Below are 26,813 nucleotides of genomic sequence, written 5' to 3'. Positions count from 1 at the left end.
GAGGAATGCATAATGACACTGTCTATTAAACCTTTAAGCAAACATCTGGGTGGCGAAGCCAGTGGTGTCGATCTGAGTCAACCACTCACGCAAGACATGATCGACGCCATTAACGCGGGCATGGACCAATATGGCATGCTGGTGTTTCGCAACCAGCCACTGACGCAGACCGAACAATTGAACCTGGCCAAATCATTCGGTCCGCTGGATATGGGTTTGAAAAAACTCAAGGTCCGTAAAGACCGGCTGGAGCACCCGGAACTGGCCGATCTGTCTAACGTGACCGACGATGCCAGCGGTGTGGTTGAACCCACCCACAAAAAAATTGTCGGCAACATTGCCAACCAACTCTGGCACAGTGACTCGTCATTTCAGCGCCCGGCCGCCCGCTATTCCATGTTAGCGGCGGTACGCATACCGAGCGATGGTGGCGACACCGAATACACCGATCTGCGAGCTGCCTATGATGCTTTGCCGGAACCGATGAAAACTGAATTGGCGCAATTGCAAGCCGAACATTACGTGCTGCACTCGCGCTTTTTGCTGGGAGATACCGACTACACCGAAGAACAGAAAGCCACCATTCCACCGGTGCTTTGGCCCATGGTTCGGGTGCACCCGGGTTCCGGGCGCAAGGTGCTGTTTGTCAGCTCTCATGCCCGTGCCGTTGAAGGTATGTCACTGGCCGAAGGCCGTATGCTGTTGTTCGACTTGCTGGAACATGCAACCCAGCCTGAATTTCGTTATCGGCACAAGTGGCAGCCCAACGATCTGGTGATCTGGGACAATCGGTGCACCCTGCACCGTGGGCGTCGTTTCAATTTAAGCCAGGTGCGCGAATTGCGCCGGGCGACCACGCTGGACATCAACGCACCGGAACTCACCGCAGAAGAACGCGAGGCAGCCCATGCTTGATATTAAACGACTGGGTATTGATGACGCCGCCAAGCTGATCGAAGGCGCACGCCGGCACGCCAACGACATCGGCGTGCCCATGTGCATCGCCGTGGTCGATGAATCCGGTAATCTGATCGCCTTCGAACGGATGGACGGAGGCAAAGCCTCCAGCATTAGCGTTGCCCAGAACAAGGCCTACACCGCTGGCGCGGCGCGCAAGGCCACGCATGAATACAACGCCGCCTGTGTACCGGGTAATCTGGTGTTTGGCATTCATACCGAGCTTAGTGTCGTTGGCGGTGGCTTGCCCGTCTGGGCCGGGGATGCTTGCGTCGGTGGTATTGGCCTGAGTTCCGGCACGCCAGACCAGGACATGGCTTGCGCACAGGCAGGCATCGATTATTGGGCGGCACACAGCCAATAATCATCCCACCTGGTGAGCTGGTTTTTGGCGGGTTCACCAGGTTTTTCGTGCCGTTTATCGATAGTAACTTTCAGCCTGTTCTGAACGGAATTACCTCCCCAACATCCCGCCCTCGCGCAAAAATAACCAATAGTAAACTGATCACCGCAGCGCCAAAAAATACCAGAGCCAGTGGGTACAGGGTCTGGTTATAAAACGGCCCTACCGCGAACGATACTGCTACCGCGACCAAACTGGAAAACGAGGCGATGATCGATGAACCCAGCCCCGCCACCTGACCCAGCGACTGCATGGCCAACGCATTGATATTGCCAAACAGCAAACCCACCCCAAAAAACAACCAGAACCCCAGTGACAGGAACACCGGCAACGACGTCTTGCCATCGCCGAACCAGGCCAGCCCGGCCAGCAGTGCACTGATCACCATCATCCCGATCAGGGCGGTTACCGTTTGACGAAACATCCCCAGGCGCATCACCAGGGCACCGTTGGTCAGAGACGCCAAGCCGATACCCGCTGCCAGAATGGCGAAATATAGCGGGAAGCGGGCACCGGCCTGGTACAGATCTTCAAACAGCGCCTGGGCAATGCTCAAGTAAACCACCTGACAACCAAACACCAGACCCGCGACGAGGGTATAGGCCATCACCTGCGGGTGCTGCACAATGCGCAGCGTGGTGCGTGCCAGGGTCACCGGGCGAATGGGGATGCGCCGTTCAGCTGTCAGCGTCTCCGGTTGTCGCAGAACCAGCCAGGTACCGGCGGTCAGTGCGAGCACCAGCAACATGACAAAGATGGCACGCCAGTGGGCGATCCAGAGAATCAGTTGGCCCAGAGCCGGGGCCAGCATGGGAACCAGAATTAATATCATCATCACGAAGGACATGATGCGCGCCATGGCATCACCCTGAAACTGATCTCGAATCAGGGCGCGCGTCCCTATTTTTGAGCCCGCGACCCCCATCCCCTGCACCAGTCGGCCGATCAGCAGCACGGTCATCGACTGAGCAAACAGAGCGATCAGGGTGCCGACGCCAAAAATCAGCAGGCCGGTCACAATCGCCCATTTCCGGCCGCGCGCATCTGCCAGTGGGCCAAACGCCAGTTCGCCAAACACCATGCCCAGTACCATCAGGCTGATGGTCAGTTGCAGATCCGTAACATCGGTCACCGAGAAACTAGCGGCCATGGCTGGAAACGCCGGAAGAATGGCATCGATGGTAAGTGCGGTCAGTGAGGTCAGCAGCGCAAACAGGACAACGAATTCTATGAGTCGAAAAGACGGCGGCGATAAGCCTGATGCGGTTACGGCGGGTGAATCAGGTGTGGCCGGGTTCGACATTCCGTTAAGGTTCCTGTCGTGGATTAACCCGGCCATTTTATCACAAAACCGCCTTAAAAGCCGTTGTTCATGGGGTCTCCAGACCCGTCTGATCCAGTACCCGCATGGTGAACTGATTGGGGTACAACAGCACTTCGATACGACGATTGGTGCGCCGACTCTGCGCATCGGTCTCTTCTACCAAGGGGCGGGTATCGGCAAAACCGACCGCCTGCATCCGGTCCGATTCAATGCCGGACTGGTTCAACACCTGAACCGCTGAAGCGGCCCGGGCGGTCGACAGTTCCCAGTTGGATGGATATTTTGACTGCAAGGAGGGCGAGATCGATCGACCGTCGCTATGCCCCTGAATGCTGATCAGATGATCCGGAAAACTCGCCAGGGCATCGGCCAGTAATTGCAGGGTTTCGCGACCCGCATCACCAATGTCGGCAGAGCCAGAGGCAAAGACAATGCTTTCCGGCAACTTAATCACGGTGGTGCCGTCTTCAAGGCGAGAAACCAGCGTCTGGCGTTCATTGCTCAACGACTGCAACTGAGACTGTAGCTCGTTCATCGCATTGGTTTCTCGGTTCAGTCGGGCTTCGAGCTCGGCAATAGTCTCACTGTAGTTAGCGTTACGTGCCTGCTGTAGGGCCAGTTGCTCCCGTGCCTGGCGATACTCATCTACCACCGTTTCCCGCTCAGCAACGACTTCATCCAGATTCGCCTCGCGGCGTATCAGTTCAACTTCTGCCACGTTTAATTCAGCCAGAGTAACATCCAGCTGTTGCTGCAACCGGTCATTGGCTGACTCCAGTTCACGGCGTTCCTGCTCCATCCCCTGAGTAGCGGCCAACAATGACGTTCGCTCGCTCAGCAAGCGCTGCACATGTGCCTGGCTCGCGGCCAATTGACGGCTCAGGTCAACATTTTCCGAACGGGCGGCCTCCAGCTCACCTTCAGTGGCCTGCTGACCCGTGCTGCTACTGGCCAGCCGACGCTCGGCATCAGCCAGATCAGCCTCGGCAGCCACCAGCTCCGCCTCGACAGCGGCAAGCGCTGCAATGGCTTCATTCAGCTCGGTCTCAAGGCGTGTCTGCTGCTCGGCCTGTCTCGCGATCAGGCCATCGGCCTCGGCCAGGGTTTGCTCGAGCTCAGTTCGGTCCAGCCGGGCCTGCTCCAACTCCGTTTGCAAATCGCCAACACTGGTTTGGTTGTTCTGGCGCAGCTCATTGTATTGCGCCTGCAAGGTAGCCAGTCGCGCGCTGATCGCTTCGGTATCACTGAGCAGGCGGCTGCGTTCGGATTCCAATTGCCGTACCCGGCTGTTGGCGTCGTTCAACCGGTCTTGCACGGCACTCAGTTCCGATTGGACACGTTCCTGAGCCTGCTCCAGGGCACTCACATTCTGTTGCGAATCGGCCAGTTGTGACCGGTACTGCTGATAAAAGTAAACTACGACGGCCAAAACAACGACGAGAATGACTGCCAGCGTCACCGCTACCCAGCCTTGTTGCTTGCTCTTAGTGGCACTCACCAGACATCTCCCCTAATGCGTTTTTATTTTATAAGTTGTAAGGCGGTGTAAAGAAAGATAATTGTCTGAGTCTAGTGCATAGGTGTGGAGATTTCATGTCAACCGGCAGCTTGCGCCGTTTCGACTATACTAAAGGCATTCCGCTGCTTTTTTTCGACTTTAGGCATTGTTTGCAGCGTGAGGAGTACAGCGTGCGTCAATACATTCGCCATCCGGCTGCGGTACCGCTGAAATATCAGTGCCAGCAACCAGACGACCCTAACCCTACCGAACTGCTGGACGTCAGCCAGGGGGGGCTGAGTTTCATCACTAAAGAACCTATGGCACCCGGCCAGATCGTGCATGTAAGTATTGGCATCGGTGACCCCCCGTTTGAAACGAAAGGCCAGGTAGTCTGGTGCCACCCCCAGGACGACCACTACATCACCGGGCTGCGGTTCGACAATATCGAAAATGCCTTTGCTGTGCGTATGATTGAACAGATCTGCCACATCGAGCAGTACCGGCAACAGTGGGAGCGACAAGGCCGCGACCTGTCCCCGGAAGAAGCAGCCCAGGAGTGGATTGCCCTGCATGCCCGGGATTTCCCGGCCTGGGTCGACGAATCGGAGACAAGCTGACCTTAGGGAACCAGAGATACCGCAACCAGCACCATAACGCTACCGACTGTTGCATCGAACCAGCGCCAGGCAGTTGGCGAGGTCAGCCTGGGCCCGAGGTAACGACCAAAACCGGTCAAACCAAAAAACCAGGTAGTTGAGGCCAAAGCAGCGCCTATGACGAAATAACCGGGGTAACTTTGCTGAGCACCCACACTACCCACCAGTACAACCGTATCCAGATATACATGCGGGTTCAGCAGCGAAATCGCCAACGCCTGACCGGCCACCTGCCATTTAGTCACCCGCGCAGTCATACCGGCCACTACCAACCCCTCTGACCCTTGCCATACCCGCCAGAACGCCTGGGCCGCCAGCCAGCACAGCAGGCTGATGCCGAGCCAGGTCAGCACCGGCACCAGCGCCGGAATCCTTTGCTGCACCCAATCGACGCTGTACACGCCCAGGGTGATCAGCAGGGCATCGATGCAGCAGCAAACCAGCGCCACCACAGCAGGGTGTTCACCCCGCATGCTCTTGTTCAGCACCCAGGCATTCTGGGCACCAATGGCCACGATCAAGCCGATGGAAATGCCGAAACCCGTGACAAATGAGCCAATCATTATTGTTCCCGTTATTTTTCAGTTTCGCACATGTTAATCAGGCACCAATTATTAATCTAACGAATGATTTTAATGCTTCATAAGCATTACTTATTATCGTATATTAGGTTGAGTCATCATTTATCGGAGTTTCCGTGCTCGACTATCGCCTGCTCGACGCTCTGGCCGCCGTCATCGAAACCGGTGGTTTCGAGCGCGCTGCCCAAAAACTGCATCTGACCCAATCGGCAATCAGTCAGCGTATTCGCCAACTGGAACAGCGGCTCGGGCAGCCGGTTTTACTCCGAACGACCCCACCCAGGGCAACACCCCTGGGTTGGCGACTGAATAATCATCTGCAACAGGTCAGACAGCTGGAAATGGATCTGGTCTCCACCCGTGATGCCTTCCCTCTCAAACTCAGGCTCACCGTCAATGCCGATTCCATGGCCACCTGGCTGGCGCCAGCACTGGCCCGGTGCGAGCTGAGCCCGGAGATGGACTTTGATCTGGTGGTTGAAGACCAGGAAGTGGGGTTGAAACGGATGCGTCAGGGTGAGGTTATGGCGTGTATTTGTTCGGAATCCCGACCGGTCAATGGCGGCGCCGTTATGGCGTTGGGCGTGTTACGCTACCGAGCCCTGGCCAGCCCCGCCTTTGTTCACCGGTACCAGACACGGACCTATCCAGAGAGGCTCAGTCAGATACCCTGCCTGATTTTCAATCACGACGACCAGTTGCAACACCAGTTTCTGGAAAGTCAGGGCCTGTCCCCACCACAACGCATCCATCACTGTCCTTCATCGGAAGGGTTCGTGCAGATGGCCCTGTCGGGACTGGGCTTTGGAATGCTGCCCGAACTGCAGGTGCAGCAGTATCTCGACCGTGGTGAACTGATTGATGTGGGCCCGGCCTATCATCTGGATGTGCCGCTCTTCTGGCACTACTGGCAAACCGAAAGCAGCGCGATGACCAAGCTCCGGGAGGCCGTCAGCACCCATGCGGTTCAGGTGCTGTTAACACAAGAAGCCCGGTTAAGCCGGGCTTTGGGGACATCTCTGTATTGACCGTTTACCTCAGAATACACAGAGGCATTAACGGCTGAACAGGCTTTTCAACCACTGTGTCCTCGCCTGTCTGGCATCCAGATTAACCAGGTCGCTGCGGACCCGGCCGCCGGTGTCACGGTAACGTTCAGGTATGCTTGAAGGCTCCGCCACACGGGTGGACGCTGATCCCAGCAAGAAAGCGCTGCGATAGGCCTGAAAAAGAGTACCTTTGTTGATATTAAGCTGGCTCATTATGGGAACCTCCTATAGTGGGTGAATTTACTGCCTTGGCTGAGTTGACAGTGTGTTCTTCTTTGAATTTACAAGTATGGTACGCTGAGACCTTACGCAAGTTAATTCCTAAAAAACCCAAACGGAGTTTGCAAAATCGCACAGCGAAACAAACCACTGGAACCCAGAGGCGGGCCCTACCAGATTCACTGGGATGACTTTGAAACGGTCCTGGCTATCGCCGACAGTGGCTCCCTGTCGGGTGCGGCCCGGCGCATGCAGGTAAACCACGCTACCGTCTTCCGGCGTTTGGGGGAGATCGAGAAGCGGCTGGGTGTCATGTTGTTCGAACGGTCCCGCTCGGGTTATTTCCCGACCCCGGCGGGTGAAGAGCTGGCCGACACCGCCCGGCAAATGGAAGGTTATGTATTGCAGGCAGAACGCCGCATCGTAGGCCGTGACCTGCAGCCAACCGGTGCCGTCTGGGTGACCACGACCGACTCCATGATGGCCGGCCTGCTCGCCCCGCTATTTGGCGAATTCCGGCAACAATACCCTGGCGTCACGCTGGATATCGCCGTGTCCAATCAACTGTTCAATCTGACCAAACGCGAAGCCGATGTCGCCATCCGCCCCTCCAATGCGCCACCAGAGCACCTGATCGGCCGCAAACTGGCCGACATCGGAATGGCGGTCTATGGCCGTAAAAGCCACATCGACACCAAAGTTGTCGATTTACGCCAACTCCCCTGGGTTGGCCCCGGGTCTCGTCTCTTTGATGAACCCATGCGTCAATGGATGGAGGAACAGGGATACGAGGAGCACTGCGCGTTTCGGGTCGATACTCTGATTGGCATGCTCAGCAGCGTAAAGGCGGGAGTTGGCGTGTCAGTTCTGCCGTGCTATCTGGCCGACGGCGAGCCCGATCTGGTTCAGTTATCGGACCCGATTCCGCCCCTGAGTTACGGACTGTGGTTCTTGATGCACCCGGACTTGCGCGGGGTGTCCCGCATTCAGTCATTGTTGGATTTTATGACCGATGCTGTGCGCGAGCAGACCAAAAAACTGGCGGGCTACCCGGCACGAGTCAGGTCACGCTGACCGGCGCGTTAGCATGACCGATCAACGCCGTTCTATTTCACAAAAAGCTGGCGAGGGAAATCACACAGCATTTCGACACCGGTTTCGGTGATCAGAATGCTCTCGGTAATTTCAATGCCCCAGTCGTCCTGCCAGATACCCGGCATAAAATGAAACGTCATGCCTGGCTGCAGTACGGTTTCATCCGAGGCGCGCAAACTTGAAGTTCGCTCACCCCAGTCTGGCGGGTAGCTGACGCCTACAGGGTAACCACAGCGTGCACCCTGTCGATCGATGCCGTATTTCATCATGGTTGCATTCAGCGCATTAGCGATGTCACAGGTCCGGTTTCCCGGTTTGGCCTGCTCCAGGCCTGCATCGATCGCTTCCAACAAGGCCTTTTCCGCATTCAGAAAGCGTGCGCTGGGTTTGCCCATATAAAGAGTTCGCGACATGGGCGCGTGGTAGCGCTTATAGCAGCCCGAGATTTCAAAGAAGGTACCTTCATTGGCTCGGAATGGCCGCTCATCCCAGGTGATGTGGGATGCTGAAGCCTCTTTGCCTGAGGGCAGCAACGGCACAATGGAGGGGTAATCACCGCTGTGACCATCGACACCGGCGATCGCCGTTTCATAAATTTGAGAGACAACGTGACTCTTGGGAACCCCGACGCGCGCCACATCCAGAATGCGCTGGTGAATCTTGGACGTGATTTTGCCCGCGATTTTCATAAATTCGATTTCTTTGGCTGACTTGATCGCACGGCACCAGTTCACCAGGTTATGGCTGTCGACGAAACGGGCTTCCGGCAAGGCCAGACGCAACGAGCGATGGGCATCGGCGGTGTAGTAATAGTTATCCATCTCGGTGGCAATGGTGGCGCCGCTCCAGCCGTTTTCGATAAACAGGTGCTCGGCCAACCAGGTCATCGGGTGTTTTTCGAGGTTCTGAACGTATTCTTCCGGGTAGCTGGTCAGATTCTCCTTCTTCATGAAGCAGCGCAGCAGAGCCGCGCTTTCATCCATGCGGCGGCCAAACCAGATGGGTTCTTCCTGGTCGACGTGTATCACCACCCCCTGATGTACATAAAACGACCAGCCATCGTAGCCAGTTAACCAGTTCATATTGCCCGGATCGGTCGCGATCAGGACATCAACTTTCCGTATTCGCATTTCCCGCCGCACTTTCTTAACGCGCTGCAGGTATTCCTTCTTGGTAAATGCCAGCTTCACTCAGCTACCTCCGTATCAACCGTGTTTGCCATGACCAACCTTTTCGATTGTGCCAGTCTTTGTCGGCTTAATACCAGACTGTTTATCGGTCAAAGGCGGTCAATTTCCGCTTTTAACGTCACTTTCAACTAAAGACGCCGTTTCAGGGCTCTCAAAGTGCCTCGTAAGATACTCGGGCAACGTACCGGGCGCTGTTTACAGCCGCTTCCTGACCTCACGGCGAACGACAGGGACTGTCGTTCGCCGCCCCTCACCCTGCCTGCTAAAACGTTCAACGCTATTCCCGCCTTTCTTATTTGATAATGATTATTATTTTATTTACTATTCAGCTCTAACCAGCCTCGACTGTACTAGTCGGCGCAACACCTCAATGGAACGGTCACTGACACCGATGACCACTATGATTGTAAATCCAGCGTCGTTTTCAGAGCGGGTTAATGCCCTTGGCAGCCGCTTCGATGGCCTCAAACTGAGCTGTTCACCATGGCTTGATAACGGCTGTTGTTTCGCTGATCTGGCCACCGAGCGCAGTGACTGGCGGACCGCCATAATGCGCTATGAAGCCGAGCGGTGCCCGGGTCTTGACGCCAAAGGTCAAGTCGCCTTTCTGATTGGTGACACGGCACACTACCTGCTGACCGCCATCGCCGCCCTCTATCTCGGTGAGGGGTTAGTACCCTCCCTGGCCGCCCGGGATATCGCGCTTGTCGACTACGACGTCGACTGGGAAGAGGACGGAGAAAGCGGCACCTACAAAGCACTTGAAGTTCAACTGTTCAACACGACGTGCTGGGCTCATGCCCCACGCCACCTGATTTGCAACGCAATACCCTTACCCAGCCAGAAAGCCCTAAGGGACAACCTGAGGCTTCAATTGGAACAGCTTTACCACCCCCTCATTGAACAACTTTACCGACAGCACAGGTTAGGCAAGGCCGCACAATGGCGGCTAGTGGCCGATGCTCTGGCAGCCGCTTTCCTGAATGTGGGCCGCCAACTGGGCCATGAAAACAGCGCCAGAGAAGAGGCGTTTGCCTTGATCAGACACCCGGGCTCACCGCTGAACAACAAACAAACCGGCTACTTCGAAGTCACTGTCACTGACCCGGAAAAACCGGAAACCCCGGTTGCGAGCCAACACTTTCGCGCCCGCGGTGGGTGTTGCCGCTATTACACATCAAAGGCAGCCACCTATTGCTCAACCTGTGTGCTGTTACCGAAAACGGAACGCGATGCGCGCTTGCAGGCTTACCTGCAACGTCAATATGAACTGGGCGCGGTCTGATTTAAGAGAAATTCAACCATGAATGGCAGCCCTATCGAACTGCCACCTAATTGTCGGAGTGATTATGAAAACCTTGTTGTTGAGTTGTTTGGCCTGTTTTAGTTTGACAGCACTGGCCGATTTTCCGGTAACCATCGAACACAAGTATGGCTCTGTAACCCTTGAGGATATGCCCCAGCGCGTGCTGTCGGTCGGCTATACCGAACAGGATGATCTGTTGGCGTTGGGCATTACGCCCATCGCCTTGCGCCCGTGGGGAACGCCAGTCCCTCATGGCGTCTGGCCCTGGGCCGAGCATCTACTGGGTGAACAAAAGCCAATAGTGTTGCCACGGGGGCCTTTGGATTTTGAAGCGATTGCTGACTTGAATCCAGATTTGATTGTAGGTGTTTACGCAGGCTTGTCCGAGGAAGATTACGACAAGCTCAGTCTTATTGCACCCGTCATCGCTGAGCCCGGCGATTATGTGCGCTACGCCACACCCTGGGAAGAGCAGTTTCGAATCATTGCTACAGCCGTCGGAAAGCGCGATCTGGCTGAAAAGATGATTGCCGAGATCGAGCAGTCCTTCGCTCAGGTGCGTCGCGATCACCCGGAATTTGTGGGTAAAGAAATAGCCGCTGGCTTTTACTGGGATGGTAATCCGGGTGCTTATCGCAGTGGAGAACCGCGCAGTCGCTTTTTCACAGAAATTGGTTTTTCCGTTCCGGCACTCTACGACGAGGAAGCTGGCGATGCCTTTTACGCCGTATTCAGCCCGGAGCGCATCGATGTCATGGATGTCGACTTGCTGGTCTGGTATTGGGACTCCCCGGAAGGAGCGCTTGAGGAAGATCCATTGGTCAAGCGCCTGCGCGCCAGCCTGAAGGCGCATCAGGAGGGGCGGGAGATTATCCTGGACGACGACATGCGGTTTGCCTTGTCGTTCTCAAGCTACCCCAGCCTGCGTTTTGCCCTGGATGAACTGGTACCAAAACTGGATCGGATATTTGACTAGTTAACGCGTTCAAGCCGCCTCCGATAATTGCGCTTAGTCGCACCAGGAGCATGAACAAACCCATACCCAATCATCTAAGCGAGTTGACACATGAAACCCTGGTTATTGATCCCCCTTCTGGGCTGCGCCTTGCTAACAACCCCCGTTTGGGCACAAACCTGCACAGACGGCTACCGGCTGTTCGCTCACGCCGCCGGTGAAGACTGCATTCCGGTTAACCCGCAGCGGATTGTGACCCTGCAAGACCAAAATGGCTTATTGCCCTTAATGGAATTAGGTGTGCGCCCCATTGCCAGTGCGGGACACATCAACGGCAATGGCGAGCAGGTCTACCGTCGCATGCAAGGGTACAACACCACCGGTATTCAATTCATTGGCACTTATGGCAATCCGGATATTGAGGCCGTCGCCGCCCAGCAGCCTGACCTGATCATCGCTTCGCCATGGCCTGCCGAAGCCTACGAAATGTATTCAAAAATTGCCCCGACCATCGTGATTGACATGTTCAGCAACGATTTGGAAGTGGCCCTGTATCAATTTTCCGATGCCGTAAACCGTACCGAACGCGCGCAAAGTTTGCAGGCCGAGTTAAACCAGAAAGTCGCAGAGCTGCGGGCAACTTTGGGAGATCGGCTTGATAGCACCACGCTTTCTATCATCGCACCGGAATATCAAGGCGACGGATTCTACGCCGTAGAACCGACTCAGGCTTTTGGGGCTATTCGTCGGGCGCTTGATCCTGTGATGTCGGCGCCGGAACAAACCTGGGCCATCGACCGCAATGCGAAAAGCATAGAATCCCTCGGCGAGCACACCGCCGATGTGATGTTCCTGATCACCTACGATGCGGACCAGAGTGGTAATTCTACCTCGTTCGACGACTTCATCAGCCGCCCGTTGGTGCGTACCTTGCCAGTGTATCAGGCCGGGCAATTCTATCCGCTAAATGGCGGCGACATGGTGGGTTCCGCATGGGGCAAAATCATGAACGGCTTAGACCAAATAGCCGAAGTACTGTTGCAGGAAGACCTGAACCGCAACCTCGTTGCTGAATAACTGACGTATACAGAGAAGAAATCATGAAAAAAACATGGCTCATCACCGCCGCGATCCCCCTGAGCAGTGCCTTGCCTGCCTTCGCCACTACCTGCCCGACAAACACCGCCGCCGTTAATGCCATTTCCGCGAGTGTCGATTTTGAAGGCTTATTGGCCTTAAACGCCATGCTGGATGATGTGGTTAATAGCGGGTTATTAAGATGAAACGACTTATCACAACCCTCGTTGCCTTCACGATGCTTGCCACCTCTGCAGTGGCGCAGGAAATACGCAGCTTCACCGACGATCTGGGGCGCAACGTAATTTACCCCGCCGAACCCGCGCGCATCGCGACCTTGCATGATATCGAATTGACTGTTCCTCTACTTGAACTGGGGGCTCCGGTTGTGGCCAGCCATGGCCGCCCCGGCGCCACTGGATCGCAAATGATCAGGGCGGGAGTATTATTGACTGGGCAGGATTTTTCCACGGGCGACATCATCGCTTTGGGCCACAACCCGGTCGATCTGGAGGTTTTAACCAGTGCGCGGCCGGACCTGATTATTACCAGTACTTGGCAGCAGGCGGATGTCGACAAACTGGCCGCCATCGCCCCCACGATCGTGATAGACACCCGCACGGGCTTACGGGGTGATTTCGAGCTGTACGACCTGCTGGCTGACCTAACCGGAGAGACGGACACGCTGGATAAACTTAAAGCACGGTACGAGGCACAAATCGCCCAACTTCGCCGCGTGGCGGGAGAGGAACCTCGGAAGGTCAGTGCCTTTCATGCGCAAAACGGGAATCTGTCCGTATGGAACCCTTACTCTTCATTCGGCAAAGTTCTGCGGGACGCGGGCTTTGCGTTCCCGGACCTGATCGAGAGCATTCCGGAGAGCACGTCTGAACAACTGAGCGTCGAGCGCCTGCCCGAACTCGATGCAGACGTGATTTTCGTCAGTTACCGAAGTGACCGGGGAGAGACACCTGCCGATGCTCATGCCGAGCTTGAAACGGCCTTTCCGGGATATTGTGCCCAACTATCCGCGTGCCAGAACCGGCGTCTCGTCGTCATCCCGCGTGAGGAAGGCTGGGCTACCTCTTACGTTGGTCTAACAATGATCGCCTATGCCGTAACGACAGCAATGGGTACGATTGACTTCGGCGCCGGTTACTAACCTGCGGTGGTCAACATTCACCGGCACCTGCCAATCCATCAATCGCTTAGGGTGAGTCAGCTCCGCTGGACAAACCCTATAAAACACTGTCTGGGGAGGCTCTGGATGACGTTGCCAGCGCGATCATTCCTGACCGGGTTGAGCACCGGCACGTCCCGCTTTTTGCACAAGTGGCCAACCAGCAGTTCGATGAACAGATCCGGCAATTGCGAACAGGCTGGCCAACAATCATTCAATTCAGGGGTGTCCGAGCATAAAACCGGAGAAGAAACTGGCTAATGCCGAATGCGCATCCAGTGGCAGTACATGGGCGACGTACTGATCCGGACGGACAATGACCAGGCAACCCCGCTCCCGATCGATAGCGCGCAGATCAAATATATCCTGACCATTTTTCAGATCGGGACAAAACACCTTCTCATAATCGTTGAGACCATAGCGGCCCTTGCGTGGCAGTAGCAGCGCCGGCATTGAATCAAGCGACAATTCACGGTGCGGCTGCTGAAACACAGTCCGAAGATCAAAGACTGAATCAATGTCCTGCCCGTTTGGGGTGAACCGCTTTATCGGAGAATCTGGCGAGTCAGACAAAAACTCACAGAGCGAGCGAACGCCGGAATCCTGGCCGGCAACGTCATCGGTGCCAGCGAAGGCATACAGACGCCAGCGACCATCGGCTCTGGCTACGTGCCCCAACTGCATTGGCCGGGCGTCTGCCAGGCGCACCACCGGTGCTGAATGAAAGCGCTTGCCAATGGTAAAGCCTTCAGCGAGTTGCTGATGGGTTGCTGCTCCACAGATTGGCGATGGCTGGTAATGCGTTTCAGTGCCGGCCGTGAACCTGCCTTGCTTGACGAAATAGCGTTCGAATTCTTTCGGATCGACACCGCCTTTCCCTCCGCCCTCTGCAGGCCGATCACTGAACATCTTCGCCCACTTGCGATCGAAATCAATCAGTTCCTGAGCCACTGTCTGACGCTCTGTCGAGTAGCTGTGCAGCAGCTCTGGTTTGGCCTGGCCGCGCAGAACCGATGCCAGTTTCCAGCCCAGGTTAAAGGTATCCTGCATGGAGAAATTCATGCCCTGCCCGGCTTTGGGGCTATGCGTATGACAGGCATCCCCGGCGATGAAAACGTGTGGCAATGCATTGTCATCGCCTCGCCCGGCGACATCATCATAGTGATCGCTGATGCGTTGACCGATCTCATAGACCGACCACCAGGCCACTTCCTTCACATCGAGCGAATAAGGGTGCAGTACACGCTGCGCCGCCGCAATCAGGTGATCGACGGTGATGTTCCGGCTGGACGCCCGTTCATCTTCCTTCAATTTATCGAGCTCCACATACAGCCGCACCAGATAACCACCTTCACGCGGAATAATCAGCACGTTGCCTTCGGTGGCAGAATGGATCGCCGCCTTGAGCCGGATATCCGGAAAATCAGTAACGGCCAGAACGTCCATGACGCCCCAGGCCTGATTCGCCGAATCTCCGCGCAGCTCACGCCCGATCGCCTTGCGCACCGCACTACGAGCACCGTCACAGCCGACCACATAGCGTGCGCGGACCACTTCTTCCTGCCCCTGGTGCTCTGAATCGGTTCTGGCGATACGCGCGGTCACCGGGTATTCCGCTGCTGTGTGGTCAATCTCAACATCCACTACGCTGCGTGAATAATCTGGCACCAGCTGACTGGGGCTGTTTTTCATGACCTCCAGATAAAAATCATGCACCCGTGCCTGGTTCAGAATGACGTGTGGAAATTCGGACAGCCCGTCTTCGGTATCCTGTACCCGCCCGTTGCGCACGATGTGTTCCGGGCGTTTTGTATCCGGCTTCCAGAAGGTCACTTCATTCACCCAGTAGGCCTCTTCCATAACCCGACGGCTGAAGCCAAAGGCCTCGAACATTTCCATGGTGCGGCAGGCTACGCCATCGGCCTGACCCAATTGTAGGGGCCCGTCCTTTTGTTCAATGATGCGCGTGCTGATATCCGGGAAGGCGGCCAGTTGAGCGGCCAGAGTCAACCCGGCCGGCCCGCAACCGACAATGAGTACGTCTACCTGCTCGGGCAGCGTGTCGGCCTGAGGGTTGGTTTGCGCCGTCCCGGACGGCTCCTGAACCCGCGGATCTCCGGTTTTGAACCCATCAAGATGAAATTGCATACCCCCTCCCCAAAGCCTATTCTCGGCCTCTCTGTGGTTATTCGGACCCGTGGTCAGTCTCGCACTGAGACTGACCGGACAGTTACACTCTATGTCATTAACTACAAAACATGCCATTAACTGAAAAGCAGTTTACTCAGTATGCTTACCATCAGTATACTTGTCAATTATTGCGCTGATCGGAGATCCTGAATGACCGACGTCAATACCATGCCCGGACACCTGATACGCCGCTACCATCAGGCTTCAGTGGCCATTTTTCAGGCCAGGGTAACCGAGCTTGGATACGACCTGACACCCGTGCAGTACGCCGCCCTGGCAAAAATAGAAGCCCAGCCGGGCATCGACCAGGTCACCCTGGCGGGGCTGATCGCCTACGACCGAACCACCATCGGTGGCGTGGTGGACCGCCTGGTGCAAAAGAATTTTATGGTCAGGGAAATCAGCACCACGGACCGCAGAGCCCGGGTTTTAAAGCTGACGGAGTTGGGGGAAGCCACCTTGCACCGGTTGGCAGCTACGGTAGAGTCCGCGCAGCAGCAAATGCTCAGCGGCCTCGATCAGGGTGAACAGACGGAATTTGTCAGGCTACTGCAAAAGGCAACGGCCGGGGTTAACCACATGAGCCGGGCCCCCTTAAAAGAGGTCGAATAACATGGGACGCACCCGGGTTCGTTGATTGAGTCACTCGCGTTTTAAGTCGGCTCCCCGGTGCCTGCTGGCGGTCTGAAAGGCTGTGTCAGAGTCTGGGCCATCACAACACCGGCCAGCACCAGAACGCCACCAACCAGATGAAACAATGACACCTGCTCATCCAGAAACACCATGGCAATCAGCGCACTGAACAGCGGCATCAAATTAATAAAAATACTGGCCTGACTGGCACCAATCTGGCGTATGGCGCGCATCCACAAAAAGGTGGTGATGATGGAAGCCGGAATACCCGCATAGAGGATCAGCCAGACATTGCTGCCATCTACCGGCGTCATCGGCCCCAAGAGGTAGCCCGGCAACAGAAACAGCACGGCGAAACAGACCTGGGAATAAAGCAATACCCAGGGCGGCAGATCGAAGGGCCAACGTTTGAGCATCACGCCATACAAGGCATAGCAGGTGGCGGCAACAACCATCAGCGCATCACCTGCCGCCACGTTCAGGTCGAGCAGCACCAGAGGGTTACCTCGTCCCAGCAACACTGACACACCGATCAGGGCGATCAACCCACCCAGAATACCGCCCAGAGTTGGTGGCTCACGCAGGATCAGGGCGCTGAGCAGCACCGTCAACAAGGGCACCATGGCCGCGAGGATGCCCATGTTGGTGGCCGAAGTAGTTTCGGCTGCCACGTAAGCCAGGCCTTGCCAGAGCGCCATGCCCAGCAACCCCAGAAAAGCGAGTTTGGGCCATTCGCGACGAATCGTCGCCCGGTATTTCCAGGCCTGGGGCAACAACAGAGGCGTCAGAATTAGCCAGGCCAGCAACCAGCGCAAAAAAGCGATACTGCTGGGCGCGATCGCCCCGACCGTTAGCTGGTTAATGGTCATATTCCCCGACCAGATCAACACAGCCCCCAACGGGGCTAAAAAGTACAGCAGCGGCATGGCGTTCCCAAAGCAGTCAGTCGATAGCAGAAAAGGTGCAACAATAACCGATCAGCACGGCGCACACTACCGGTGCTTGCCAACCTGCCAGTCACTGCCACCAAGATACGCTTCGCCGGCTGCCACTGCCCCCGACTCCAGGGAGGTTCCCATACTGTCGTTCCAGCGGTTCAGAAAACCGAACAGGGAAACCACACCCAGAATTTCAACGATATCGTCGTCCGACCAGTGCGCTTTCAGCTCGGCGCTGATGGTATCGGTGACGGCATTGGGTACCGATGACGCCGCCAAGGCAAACTCGAAGGCCGCTTTTTCAGCGGCGGTGAACAAATCGCTGTCACGAAACAGCCAAATATTTTCCATACGCGCCTTCGATGCGCCATACCGTTCAGCAGCCAGAATGGTGTGAGCCTGGCAATAGTTGCAGCCGGTATTGGCACTGGTCAGATAAGCGATCAGGCGTTTCTGTTCAGCGGTTACCGCTCCCTGGTTATCCATAACCGCCTTGTTCAATTCGATAAAAGCTTTGGCGATGGCCGGACGGCGCTGCATGGTAAGAACACTGTTGGGGCAAAACCCCAGAGTTTCGTTGAAGAATGCAGCCAACTCAGCGACATCGTTGTTGTGATCGGCATCGAGCGGTGAAATCAATGGCATAGTGTTTCCTTATTATTGTCTGATTGCTACCGGCGCTCAGCAAGGGTGAACGCCAAACCCGACACTATGCCAAAAACGTAGGAAGATAACGAGATACTATACCAGCAACAGAGCGGTCCAGATCCACACGTCAGGCGGCCGCCCGCCGAGAACGTACCAGCGCCAGAACTTTTTTGGCCACCAGCGGAAACACACCCAGCAAGGTGAAGGAAATCAGTAGGCTGGGTGACAAAATGCCCGACAGGCTGTCAAGCTGGCCCAGTTGAGTGCCGGCATTGACGTAAACCGCCGTACCGGCCAGCATGCCAACCTGGCTGACCCAATAAAACGTCCAGGCCTTGATGGGTGTCAGGCCCATCAATAAATTGATCAGGAAAAACGGAAAGGCGGGCACCAGGCGCAAGGTGAACAGATAAAAACCGCCCTCTTTCTTGACACCCTCATTGATGGCCCTGAGGCGCTCACCAAACCGAACCTGAACCGTGTCATGCAACAGATACCGGGCCACGAGGAACGCCAGGGTCGCACCCAGTGAACTAGCAAACGAGACCAGCAAGAGCCCCCAGACCAGTCCGAACAGTGCGCCGCCAGCCAGCGTCATGATGGTGGCACCGGGCAAGGACAGTGCCGTCACGATAACGTAAATCACAAAATAGGCCGCACTGACTAGCACCGGGTAGTTAGTAAGCCAGATCTGAAACTGCACTTGCCCGGCTTTCAGCCCATCCAGCGTCAGCCATTGCTGCAAGTCGAACGCAAAAAAAGCGATGATGGCAACGGCAATAACCGCAACGATCGATAGTTTCTTTTTCACCAGTCTGATCTCTCAATAAGTGGGTTGGTGCCTGTTTTCAGTTCAGGTCGCTCAAGGTCCAGTCATAATCCAGAAATTCGATGTCGATATCACTATCAATTAACCGGGAGACAACACCGCCATTTACTAACTGCTTGGGCAACATCTGGCGCTGGTCAGTTATAAGCACCAACTTGGCTGACTCAGATTAAATTATCTTTGCTGAAGCAATTAAATCCAGTGAGGGGGTAAGTGCCAATAACTCCTTCGAGTAAGGGTGCTGGGGTGCCTTAAAAAAGGACTCACTGACGCCGGTCTCCACAACTTCACCGCCCTTCAATACCATGATGCAATCCGACATCTGCCGAACCACGGCCAGATTATGGCTGATGAACAATATGGTCAACTCAAACTGCTCTTGAAGGTCTTTCAGCAGGTTAAGGATCTGAGCCTGAATGGACACATCGAGTGCCGAGGTCGGTTCATCGCAAATCAACAGATCGGGCCGGGCAATCAGCGCCCTGGCTACGGCAATGCGTTGCCGCTGACCACCTGAAAACTGGTGCGGGTAGCGGTGTATCGACGCGGCTGGCAGACCGACCAATTCGAGAAAAGACGCCGCCAAACGCCGCCGTTCGATGGCATTTTTTTCAATACCATAAACAATCAACGGCTCCGCCAGAATGTCACCGATTTTTCGCCGGTTGTTCAATGAGGAGTACGGATCCTGAAACACCATCTGAATCAGCCGTCGGGATGGATCCTTGCGCTTTCGCCAGCTACCCGCCGCCAGCAACTCACCCTGAAAAAGAATATCACCCCGGGTCGGATTCACCAGTCCGACGATGGCTTTGGCCAGCGTCGACTTGCCGCTGCCGCTCTCTCCCACCAGCCCCATCACTTTGCCTTCTGGTACCTCAATAGACACTTGCCTTAGGGCATACAGGGTATCCGGACGCTGGAACAGACTCTGCCGCGGCTCGGTGAAGCAGACATCCAGTGCCGAGATATCAAGGCTCATGGCGGACTGATTCCGGGCCTGACCTGGGCGTTGCTGCAACCATTTGGCGGCATAATCGGCGCTGACGCCCGAAGGCAAAGCGCCCGCACGAGTGTCAATTTCCCGATCCGTTTCGACAGCCACCATCATTGGGAAGCGGTGCATTCGTTCCTGCAAGCGAGGTACGGACGCCATTAACCCCTGGGTATACGTTTGTCTGGGGTTACCCAGTACCTGTGCCGTGAGCCCGCTTTCCACAACCTTGCCGTGGCGCAAGACCGTTACTCGGTCGCTGACCTGGGCTATAACACCGATATCATGGGTAATGAGAATAATACCGACCCGTCGCTCAACCGCCAGCTTGCGAATCAGATCCAACACCTGAGACTGCACGGCCACGTCCAGAGCCGTCGTCGGTTCATCCGCTACGATCAGTTCGGGGTTGGTGCACAATGCCAGCGCAATCACCACTCGTTGTCTCATGCCCCCCGAGAACTGATGCGGGTAGGCCTTAATGCGCTGGTCGGCCCGTTCAATGCCTAATTCAGTCAATAATTCTATGGCTCTGGCGCGTGCCATCCTGATAGACAGGTTTTCATGGGTGATAATGGTCTCAAGCAACTGCTCTTCTACCGTCATCAGCGGATTAAGACTGGTTTGCGGGTCCTGAAAGATCATCGAAATGCGTTTGCCACGAACTCGATGGCGTTGGGCCGGAGACAACGACAGCAAATCCGTATCGCCCAAATGAACGCTGCCCGCCGTAACCTGCCCGGCCTCTGGCAACAGCCCCATGATAGCTGCCCCTATGGTCGATTTTCCGGCACCGGATTCACCGACGAGCCCATGTATCTCGCCCGGTTTTACGTCCAGGTCGACATTTTCCACCGCCGTTTCAGCACCAAAGCGGGTCGTGAACTGCACGCTGAGTCCCTGAACGCTGAGCATCAGCGCAACCTCGGATTAAAGACCTGGCGCAAGAAATCACCCAGCATATTGACCGAAATCACCAGCGCGATCAGGAACAATGTTGGAACCCACAAAATCCACCAATCACCCGACATCAAATACTGCATGCCAATGCGAATCAGCGTGCCCAGTGAGGGGGAATTCGCCGGCAACCCAATACCCAGAAACGACAGAGTAGCTTCCAATAAAATCGCCGAGGCGAGATCAACCGTCATAATGACCAGCAAGGGTCCGGTGATGTTGGGCAATATCTGAATCAGCATAATTCGCACTGGATGCTGCCCCATAATAATAGCTGAGTGCACGTATTCCTTGTTGCGCTCCACCATCGCCGAGGCGCGGGCTGTTCGAGCAAAGTTAACCCACAACGACAAACCGATGGCCAGCACCAGTACATACATCCGAAGGTCTTCTTGCATATCACGAGGCAATAAACCGCGAGCGATACCGTCGATCAAAAGGGCGGTCAAAATTGCTGGCAATGCCAACTGAACATCCGCGATGCGCATCACGATGGCGTCAAAACGCCCGCCGTAATAACCCGCTAATAAGCCAGCCCCCACCCCCAAAATAGTGGCGAACGCCATGGCCAGAAAGGCGATGGTCAGTGACAACCGTGCGCCATACAGAATGGCCGACAGCATGTCGCGACCCTGGTCATCAGTGCCCAGTAAAAACCGGCTCTGGCCACCCTCCTCCCAGGCCGGTGGCAACAGGCCGTCCATCAGGCTGAAACTGGCCAGATCGTATGGGTTGGTTGGCGCCAGCCAGGGGGCCAGTACCGCACCCAGAACGATCAGCACCGTCATAATCGCTGACACAATGGCCATCGGGCTGCGCAAAAACAGGTAAACCCCTTCATTGTTGCGCAGGGTATTGCGGTTGAAGAGCTGGCGTCGCAGTGCCCCCAGCCGAGCCAGGCTGAGCCGACTATCGGGCCGAGGCATCAGGCCGCCTCCCGCACACGAATACGCGGGTCGATCATAAAATACAGCAGGTCCACCAGCAGATTAATGACGACAAAAATCAGCCCGATCATAACCAGATAAACCCCCATCACCGGGATATCGACAAACCGAATGGACTCCAGAAACAGCAGCCCCATGCCAGGCCACTGAAACACGCTTTCGGTCACAATGGAAAAGGCGATGACGCCCCCAAACTGGAGGCCGACAATGGTAATCACCGGCACCAGCGTATTGCCAAACGCATGGCGGAAAAACAGACTGCGATAGGGAATGCCTCGCGCCGTGGCAAAGCGAATAAAGTCGGTGCGCATCACATCCATCATTTCAGAGCGTACCAGGCGCATGGTCAGGGTAAGCTGGTACACCCCAAGCGTCAGCGCCGGTAGTATCAGCGAGCGCCAGCCGTCGAGCGTCAGCATATTGGTTTGCCACCACCCCAGCTGCACCGTTTCGCCACGACCAAAGGTTGGCAGCCAGCCAAGGTACACCCCGAATAGAAAGATAAGCAAAATACCGATGACAAAGGTGGGGATAGAGACACCCACCAGCGTTAGCAACAGCACACTTTGGGACAGAGCACCCTTGGGCCGCAAGGCGGTATAGATACCAGTGGGTATGCCAACCAGCAGTGAAATAACCAAGGCGACAGTGCCCAGTTCCGCCGTCGCCGGAATACGCGACAGCAGCATCTGGCCAACCGGTTGGCGAGTGCGATAGGAATAGCCGAAATCACCGCTGATCAGGTTGCGGGTGAAATCCCAGAATTGCACCACGAACGGGTCGTTCAGGCCCAGCTCTTCACGCAGACGAGCCTGATCCTCCAGGGTGGTTTCAACCCCGACCATCTGGCTGACCGGGTCACCCACAAAACGAAACAGGGCGAAGGCCAGAAACGCGACCGCCACCATCACAAACAGCGATTGCAGTAGCCGCTGACCAATAAACATCAACATAGTGGGGCTGGCCTAGTTAACAGTCACCCAACGCAACATGAAGAAATCATCGGGCCGTTGAACCAGATCGATGTTCTCTTTTACGGCCCAGATCAATGGCTGCGTGTAGAGCGGCACATAGGCCACTTCATCTTGCAGAATACCGGCAATCTCGTCCAGCCAGGCTTGCCGCTGTTCCGGGTCCAGTTCTTGTTGTACCAGGGGTAGCAGTTCATCGATACGCTCATTGGAGTAGCCACCGAAGTTCCAGGAACCTACCCGGCCATCCGGCGTGGCGCCCAGAAAACGGATAGGGTGCTCGGCATCGAAAGTCCCCGGCGACCAGCCCAGCAGAAACATATCAAAGTCACCACCGCGCAGTTCATCCCAGTAGTTGCGCACCGGCATGGCGGTCAGGTCGGCATCCAGCCCCACCGCCGCAAACATGGATGAGATGGCGCGACACACCGACTCATCATTTAGATAGCGGTCGTTGGTACACTTGAAACCAAAGCTGAAACCATCCGGATAACCTGCGTCGGCCAGTAACGCACGCGACGCTTCCGGATCATATGGCAGCCGCTCATCGTTTACTTCGGAGTAGCCGCTCAGGCCGGGGGGCATTAACTGGCTGGCTGGCTCGGCCTGGCCGCGCATCACTACCCGGTTAATCGCATCGATGTTGATGGCCTGCCAGGCAGCCTGACGAACTCGAACATCCTGGAAGGGGTTCTCGCCTGCTGCATCGTCCGAGTCGTTCAACTGATCATGTTGGTGCCCAAAGCCCAACACGATGACCCGGGTTTCGATACCGCTCAGTACCTTGAAACCATCCCGACTCTCAACCTGATCGATGTCCTGCAGGGGAATCGGTGAAATAAAATCAATCTCACCGGACAACAAGGCCGCCAAACCGGTAGAAGAGTTACTGATAGGCGTAAAAATCGCCTCAGTAATGTTGTGTTCGACCTCGCCCCACCAGCCATCGAAGGGTACCAGACGGGTTTCAACACCCGGGTCACGCTGGGTCAGCCGAAAGGGGCCGGTACCATTGGTGTTGCGTGAGGCATGGGTCTCCTGTTCACGCGCCGGCAGTTCCGCGTTGTTTTCCTCAGTCCAGTCGCGATCCATGATCAAAAAGTTGGCAATGGAGTCGGGGAACAGCGGGTTCGGGTCGTGGGTGACAAAATCGACCGTGTAATCGTCGACTACAACAACCTCACTGACCGGCGCAAACCAGGAACTGACGTCCGAGGTTTCCGACACGCCGCGCTCATAGGAGAACAAAACATCGTCCGCAGTAAAATCATTGCCGTTGTGGTATTTCACGCCTTCACGCAAATGAAAGCGCCAGCCTGCAGACTCTTCCAGAGGTTCCCAGCTCAAAGCCAGCGAAGGTTCTATGGCCATGTCTTTATCGCGACGGACCAGCCCTTCATATACATTGTTCAAAAAGGAGGTTACCGGCGCCGCATTGACCGCATGAGGGTCCATGGTTTGCGGATCCGTGCTGTTCGCCCAGCGAAAGGTATCGGCCATGACAGGCCCCGACACCAACATACCGCCGAATGCGAGCGTAGAAGCGACCTGTACCCATTTGCTCATGTCAATTTCTCCTGAGGTGTCATATACAGCTACAGTTAACAACGGGTTACTGTGCTAATACACAGGTTCCCAGTTAACCGTAGCTCATTATAGAACAGATAACCTTACCGAGCGTCTCGATTCCTTGCTCAGGCGTCTAACGACCTGCCAATGGTAATACCTTGCGACGACGAATCATCTATCAGATGGTAAACTCAGCGACCATTGTTAGTTGGCAAGTAGGCATCCGTTATGTGTGAACTGCTGGGGATGAGTGCCAATGTCCCTACCGATCTGTGCTTCAGTTTTACCGAACTCACCCGCCGCGGTGGCGATACCGGCCCGCACAAGGACGGCTGGGGTGTGGCCTTTTATGAAGGCAAGGGAGTGCAGGCGTTTCACGAGAGCCGGGCCAGTGCACAGTCAGACATTGCTCGCATGGTGCAGACCCACCCGATCAAAAGCGAAATAGCCATCTGCCACATCCGTCAGGCCAATGTCGGTGATGTCTGCCTGGCCAACACGCACCCCTTTCAACGCGAACTCTGGGGCCGCTACTGGACCTTCGCTCACAATGGCCAACTGAACCATTTCGAGCCCCGCCCGGGCATTTACGAACCGGTCGGAACAACCGACAGCGAAGCCCTGTTCTGTGACCTGATGAACGCCATCCGCTCAACCCTGCATCGTGATGTCGATCTGAAAACACTGACACACTGTCTGGTACGGCACAGTGATGCCTATTCGAAGCTGGGGGTCTTTAACCTGCTGCTCAGCAATGGCGACTGGTTGTTCACCTATTGCTCCACCAAAATGGCAGCCATCACCCGGCGCTCACCGTTCGGCCCCGCCCGCTTGCAAGATGCCGATGTTACCGTCGACTTTGGCAAAGTGACCACACCTTCCGATGTAGTCAGCGTGATTGTTACTGAACCTCTGACCGTGGATGAACGTTGGGAAACCTACGAGCCACAAGAGTGGCGAATGTGGCGCAAAGGAGAAGTCGTTAGTAGTGGTAAAGGTGGAAAAAAGAATCTATAGGTGGCGGTGGAGTATCGAGCCGCCAAGCTATACACCTGCATCATGGCAGCATCGATTCAATGTCTGAAGCCGCCGTCGGGTAGGCGAAAGTGGCGTGGCGAATGGCCTCGGCGTCCAAACCGCTACGCATGGCAAAACCGAACAGATTGATCACCTCGGCTGCGTCGGGGCCGATCAGGTGCGCGCCGAGAATGCGCTGGCTGCCCTCTTCCACCAGGATTTTGAAGGCGTAACATGACTCGTTGACGCGTTGCGCGGTAAACCAGCCGGGCACACTTTCGTGCTTGACCTTGAAGCGCAGGCCCTGCTGCTTTGCCTCGGCCTCCAGCAGGCCAACGCGTGCCAGCGGTGGTAAAGTGAACACGACGCTGGGGATGCCGATATAGTCCACGGTTGCTTCCTTGTTCTCAAGCAGGTTGTCGACCACTGCGTGGGCTTCCAGTGCGGCCACCGGGGTCAAGGGCAAGGGGCCGCCGCCGGCATCGCCGGCCGCGTACACCGCCGAGTTGGAGGTGCTGCGAAAGGTTTGGTCCAGCTTGAGCTTGCCGTTTTCGTGCGCGATGTCGGCGACATCCAGGTCCAATGCTTCCAACGCAGGCTTGCGTCCGCCGCTGTGGATGGCGAGGTCGGTGGCGATATCCACTCGCCCCTCCGGCCCCTCGACCTGAATATCAAAACCATCGCCGGTCTTGCGCACCGCCTTGACCTCGTGGCCGAGCCGCACATCTACACCGAGCGCGCGGGTGCGTTCGACCAGCAAGCGAACCAGATGCGGGTCGAAGGCTGCCAGCGGTTGTTCACCCCGGTTGAGCATAGTGACCTCGGCGCCAGCACGGGCTGCGATATGGGCGAACTCGAAGCCGATATAGCCGCCGCCCACCAGCACGATGCGGCGCGGCAGGGATTCCAACTCCAGGAAGTCCTCGCTCAAAGCTAGGTGCTCGGCGCCCTCGATCGGCAATCGGGCCGGCTCGGCGCCAGCGGCGATAACGATGTGTCTCGCCGTGAGCGCAGTGTCGTCAACCACCACCGTGTTGCGGCCGGTGAAACGGGCGCGGCCGTGATAAACCTCAATCCCCTTCTTGGCATAGGCACGCTCGCGTTTGTCCGGTACTGGGTCGGTGAAGGAGCGTTTATGGCGCTGCAGCGCGGCCCAGTCGATGCGGACCTCGCCTTGCACAGTATCAATGGCGCCCATGCGCTCGACGCCATCGATCACCTCGGCTGCGGCGATAAGCATCTTTTTCGGGTCGCAGCCGCGCAGTGCACAGGTGCCGCCGAACGGACGGTGGTCGATAACCGCCACCGACCAGCCGGCTTTACGGCAGTTGAACGCGGTCACCGATGCTGCGGTGCCAGTGCCGATCACGATCAGGTCGTAGTTGTTGTCGGTCATCGTTAATTCCTCCATTGTTGGGTCCACTGTCTTTCCGTCACGCCGCACAACACGATAGCTGCTTCACATCCTTGAAGAAGGTCTGGGCACAGAGCTTGAGGCCTTCCACCATGGTTAGGTAGGGGAACAGCTCGTCACCCACTTGTTGCACGGTCATCCTGGCCCTGATCGCCATCACGGCGGTCTGGATCAGTTCACCCGCCTCGGCCGTCACCGCCTGCACGCCCAGTA

27 protein-coding genes and 1 pseudogene are annotated in these 26,813 nt (G+C 56.2%); 12 read left to right on the top strand and 16 right to left on the bottom strand.

Annotated features, from left to right (window positions below; all coding sequences use genetic code 11):
* The first annotated feature begins 12 nt into the window (after nt 1–12).
* Together WEB54_RS00985 and WEB54_RS00980 are read left to right on the top strand one after the other, a co-directional pair.
* Nucleotides 13–915, top strand: coding sequence for a TauD/TfdA dioxygenase family protein (locus WEB54_RS00985; RefSeq protein WP_368052782.1), 903 nt, complete (start codon nt 13–15; stop codon nt 913–915).
* On the top strand, nt 908–1,321 hold the full coding sequence (locus tag WEB54_RS00980; protein WP_368052781.1) for a heme-binding protein: 414 nt from the start codon (nt 908–910) through the stop codon (nt 1,319–1,321). Before WEB54_RS00985 ends, WEB54_RS00980 begins: the two co-directional genes overlap by 8 nt.
* Nucleotides 1,322–1,391: 70 nt before the next feature.
* On the opposite strand, the gene WEB54_RS00975 is transcribed toward WEB54_RS00980, so the two are convergent.
* Together WEB54_RS00975 and WEB54_RS00970 are read right to left on the bottom strand one after the other, a co-directional pair.
* Nucleotides 1,392–2,663 carry a multidrug effflux MFS transporter gene (locus WEB54_RS00975; RefSeq protein ID WP_368052780.1) on the bottom strand — a complete coding sequence of 424 codons (1,272 nt, stop codon included), beginning with the start codon at nt 2,661–2,663 and terminating at the stop codon, nt 1,392–1,394.
* A 67-nt stretch (nt 2,664–2,730) separates the two neighbouring features.
* Nucleotides 2,731–4,182 (bottom strand): OmpA family protein, encoded by a 1,452-nt coding sequence (locus WEB54_RS00970; protein WP_368052779.1) that lies wholly within the window; start codon nt 4,180–4,182, stop codon nt 2,731–2,733.
* Between the two features lie 95 nt (nt 4,183–4,277).
* Between WEB54_RS00970 and WEB54_RS00965 the strand changes: the two genes are divergently transcribed.
* Nucleotides 4,278–4,802 (top strand): PilZ domain-containing protein, encoded by a 525-nt coding sequence (locus tag WEB54_RS00965; RefSeq protein WP_368052778.1) that lies wholly within the window; start codon nt 4,278–4,280, stop codon nt 4,800–4,802.
* Between the two features lie 2 nt (nt 4,803–4,804).
* Here the strand turns inward: WEB54_RS00965 and WEB54_RS00960 are convergent, their stop codons facing one another.
* Nucleotides 4,805–5,404: a LysE/ArgO family amino acid transporter gene (locus tag WEB54_RS00960; protein WP_368052777.1), complete on the bottom strand. Its 600-nt coding sequence runs from the start codon at nt 5,402–5,404 to the stop codon at nt 4,805–4,807.
* Between the two features lie 134 nt (nt 5,405–5,538).
* On the opposite strand from WEB54_RS00960, the gene WEB54_RS00955 reads away from it, so the two are divergent.
* On the top strand, nt 5,539–6,450 hold the full coding sequence (locus WEB54_RS00955; RefSeq protein WP_368052776.1) for a LysR family transcriptional regulator ArgP: 912 nt from the start codon (nt 5,539–5,541) through the stop codon (nt 6,448–6,450).
* A 27-nt stretch (nt 6,451–6,477) separates the two neighbouring features.
* Here the strand turns inward: WEB54_RS00955 and WEB54_RS00950 are convergent, their stop codons facing one another.
* A complete protein-coding gene (locus WEB54_RS00950) occupies nt 6,478–6,684 on the bottom strand; it encodes a hypothetical protein (protein ID WP_368052775.1) in 207 nt (68 codons plus the stop codon).
* A 135-nt stretch (nt 6,685–6,819) separates the two neighbouring features.
* Here WEB54_RS00950 and WEB54_RS00945 point away from each other — a divergent pair, with 135 nt between their 5' ends.
* The gene (locus tag WEB54_RS00945; RefSeq protein ID WP_368052792.1) at nt 6,820–7,764 is read left to right on the top strand and encodes a LysR family transcriptional regulator; all 945 of its coding nucleotides are present in this window, start codon (nt 6,820–6,822) and stop codon (nt 7,762–7,764) included.
* A gap of 32 nt (nt 7,765–7,796) precedes the next feature.
* On the opposite strand, the gene WEB54_RS00940 is transcribed toward WEB54_RS00945, so the two are convergent.
* Nucleotides 7,797–8,975 (bottom strand): M24 family metallopeptidase, encoded by a 1,179-nt coding sequence (locus WEB54_RS00940; protein WP_368052774.1) that lies wholly within the window; start codon nt 8,973–8,975, stop codon nt 7,797–7,799.
* A 400-nt stretch (nt 8,976–9,375) separates the two neighbouring features.
* On the opposite strand from WEB54_RS00940, the gene WEB54_RS00935 reads away from it, so the two are divergent.
* The 5 genes from WEB54_RS00935 (at nt 9,376) to WEB54_RS00915 (ending at nt 13,475) form a co-directional block, all read left to right on the top strand.
* A complete protein-coding gene (locus WEB54_RS00935) occupies nt 9,376–10,260 on the top strand; it encodes a hypothetical protein (protein WP_368052773.1) in 885 nt (294 codons plus the stop codon).
* Between the two features lie 64 nt (nt 10,261–10,324).
* On the top strand, nt 10,325–11,257 hold the full coding sequence (locus tag WEB54_RS00930) for an iron-siderophore ABC transporter substrate-binding protein (RefSeq protein ID WP_368052772.1): 933 nt from the start codon (nt 10,325–10,327) through the stop codon (nt 11,255–11,257).
* A 90-nt stretch (nt 11,258–11,347) separates the two neighbouring features.
* On the top strand, nt 11,348–12,313 hold the full coding sequence (locus WEB54_RS00925; RefSeq protein ID WP_368052771.1) for an ABC transporter substrate-binding protein: 966 nt from the start codon (nt 11,348–11,350) through the stop codon (nt 12,311–12,313).
* Nucleotides 12,314–12,336: 23 nt separating this feature from the next.
* On the top strand, nt 12,337–12,519 hold the full coding sequence (locus WEB54_RS00920) for a hypothetical protein (protein ID WP_368052770.1): 183 nt from the start codon (nt 12,337–12,339) through the stop codon (nt 12,517–12,519).
* Nucleotides 12,516–13,475 (top strand): ABC transporter substrate-binding protein, encoded by a 960-nt coding sequence (locus WEB54_RS00915; protein ID WP_368052769.1) that lies wholly within the window; start codon nt 12,516–12,518, stop codon nt 13,473–13,475. The genes WEB54_RS00920 and WEB54_RS00915 overlap by 4 nt, the downstream gene beginning before the upstream one ends.
* Nucleotides 13,476–13,712: 237 nt before the next feature.
* Here WEB54_RS00915 and WEB54_RS00910 read toward each other — a convergent pair whose 3' ends face one another.
* Nucleotides 13,713–15,641, bottom strand: a complete 1,929-nt coding sequence (locus WEB54_RS00910) for an FAD-binding monooxygenase (protein WP_368052768.1) — start codon at nt 15,639–15,641, stop codon at nt 13,713–13,715.
* 192 nt (nt 15,642–15,833) lie between these two features.
* On the opposite strand from WEB54_RS00910, the gene WEB54_RS00905 reads away from it, so the two are divergent.
* The gene (locus tag WEB54_RS00905; RefSeq protein ID WP_368052767.1) at nt 15,834–16,295 is read left to right on the top strand and encodes a MarR family winged helix-turn-helix transcriptional regulator; all 462 of its coding nucleotides are present in this window, start codon (nt 15,834–15,836) and stop codon (nt 16,293–16,295) included.
* A 41-nt stretch (nt 16,296–16,336) separates the two neighbouring features.
* Here WEB54_RS00905 and WEB54_RS00900 read toward each other — a convergent pair whose 3' ends face one another.
* From WEB54_RS00900 to WEB54_RS00865, 8 genes are all read right to left on the bottom strand, one after another.
* Nucleotides 16,337–17,242: a DMT family transporter gene (locus tag WEB54_RS00900; RefSeq protein ID WP_368052766.1), complete on the bottom strand. Its 906-nt coding sequence runs from the start codon at nt 17,240–17,242 to the stop codon at nt 16,337–16,339.
* Between the two features lie 66 nt (nt 17,243–17,308).
* Nucleotides 17,309–17,899: a carboxymuconolactone decarboxylase family protein gene (locus WEB54_RS00895; RefSeq protein ID WP_368052765.1), complete on the bottom strand. Its 591-nt coding sequence runs from the start codon at nt 17,897–17,899 to the stop codon at nt 17,309–17,311.
* 130 nt (nt 17,900–18,029) lie between these two features.
* A complete protein-coding gene (locus tag WEB54_RS00890) occupies nt 18,030–18,713 on the bottom strand; it encodes a TVP38/TMEM64 family protein (protein ID WP_368052764.1) in 684 nt (227 codons plus the stop codon).
* 37 nt (nt 18,714–18,750) lie between these two features.
* Nucleotides 18,751–18,885: a hypothetical protein gene (locus WEB54_RS00885; protein WP_368052763.1), complete on the bottom strand. Its 135-nt coding sequence runs from the start codon at nt 18,883–18,885 to the stop codon at nt 18,751–18,753.
* Nucleotides 18,886–18,900: 15 nt separating this feature from the next.
* Nucleotides 18,901–20,640 carry a dipeptide ABC transporter ATP-binding protein gene (locus WEB54_RS00880; RefSeq protein WP_368052762.1) on the bottom strand — a complete coding sequence of 580 codons (1,740 nt, stop codon included), beginning with the start codon at nt 20,638–20,640 and terminating at the stop codon, nt 18,901–18,903.
* Nucleotides 20,640–21,608 carry an ABC transporter permease gene (locus WEB54_RS00875; protein WP_368052761.1) on the bottom strand — a complete coding sequence of 323 codons (969 nt, stop codon included), beginning with the start codon at nt 21,606–21,608 and terminating at the stop codon, nt 20,640–20,642. Before WEB54_RS00875 ends, WEB54_RS00880 begins: the two co-directional genes overlap by 1 nt.
* A complete protein-coding gene (locus tag WEB54_RS00870) occupies nt 21,608–22,582 on the bottom strand; it encodes an ABC transporter permease (RefSeq protein ID WP_368052760.1) in 975 nt (324 codons plus the stop codon). The genes WEB54_RS00875 and WEB54_RS00870 overlap by 1 nt, the downstream gene beginning before the upstream one ends.
* A 12-nt stretch (nt 22,583–22,594) precedes the next feature.
* On the bottom strand, nt 22,595–24,166 hold the full coding sequence (locus WEB54_RS00865) for an ABC transporter substrate-binding protein (protein WP_368052759.1): 1,572 nt from the start codon (nt 24,164–24,166) through the stop codon (nt 22,595–22,597).
* A gap of 231 nt (nt 24,167–24,397) precedes the next feature.
* Between WEB54_RS00865 and WEB54_RS00860 the strand changes: the two genes are divergently transcribed.
* Entirely contained in the window at nt 24,398–25,186 is a 789-nt protein-coding gene (locus WEB54_RS00860) for a class II glutamine amidotransferase (RefSeq protein WP_368052758.1), read from the top strand.
* A 40-nt stretch (nt 25,187–25,226) separates the two neighbouring features.
* Here WEB54_RS00860 and WEB54_RS00855 read toward each other — a convergent pair whose 3' ends face one another.
* Both WEB54_RS00855 and WEB54_RS00850 read right to left on the bottom strand, forming a co-directional pair.
* Nucleotides 25,227–26,582: an NAD(P)/FAD-dependent oxidoreductase gene (locus tag WEB54_RS00855; RefSeq protein ID WP_368052757.1), complete on the bottom strand. Its 1,356-nt coding sequence runs from the start codon at nt 26,580–26,582 to the stop codon at nt 25,227–25,229.
* Between the two features lie 37 nt (nt 26,583–26,619).
* Nucleotides 26,620–26,813, bottom strand: a pseudogene (locus tag WEB54_RS00850) (mercuric reductase); the annotation flags it as partial.

The organism is Saccharospirillum sp., from assembly GCF_040881935.1.
Lineage (GTDB): Bacteria > Pseudomonadota > Gammaproteobacteria > Pseudomonadales > Natronospirillaceae > Saccharospirillum.
The sequence above is the reverse complement of the archived record's forward strand: the minus strand, read 5'-3'. Positions and strand labels throughout refer to the sequence as shown.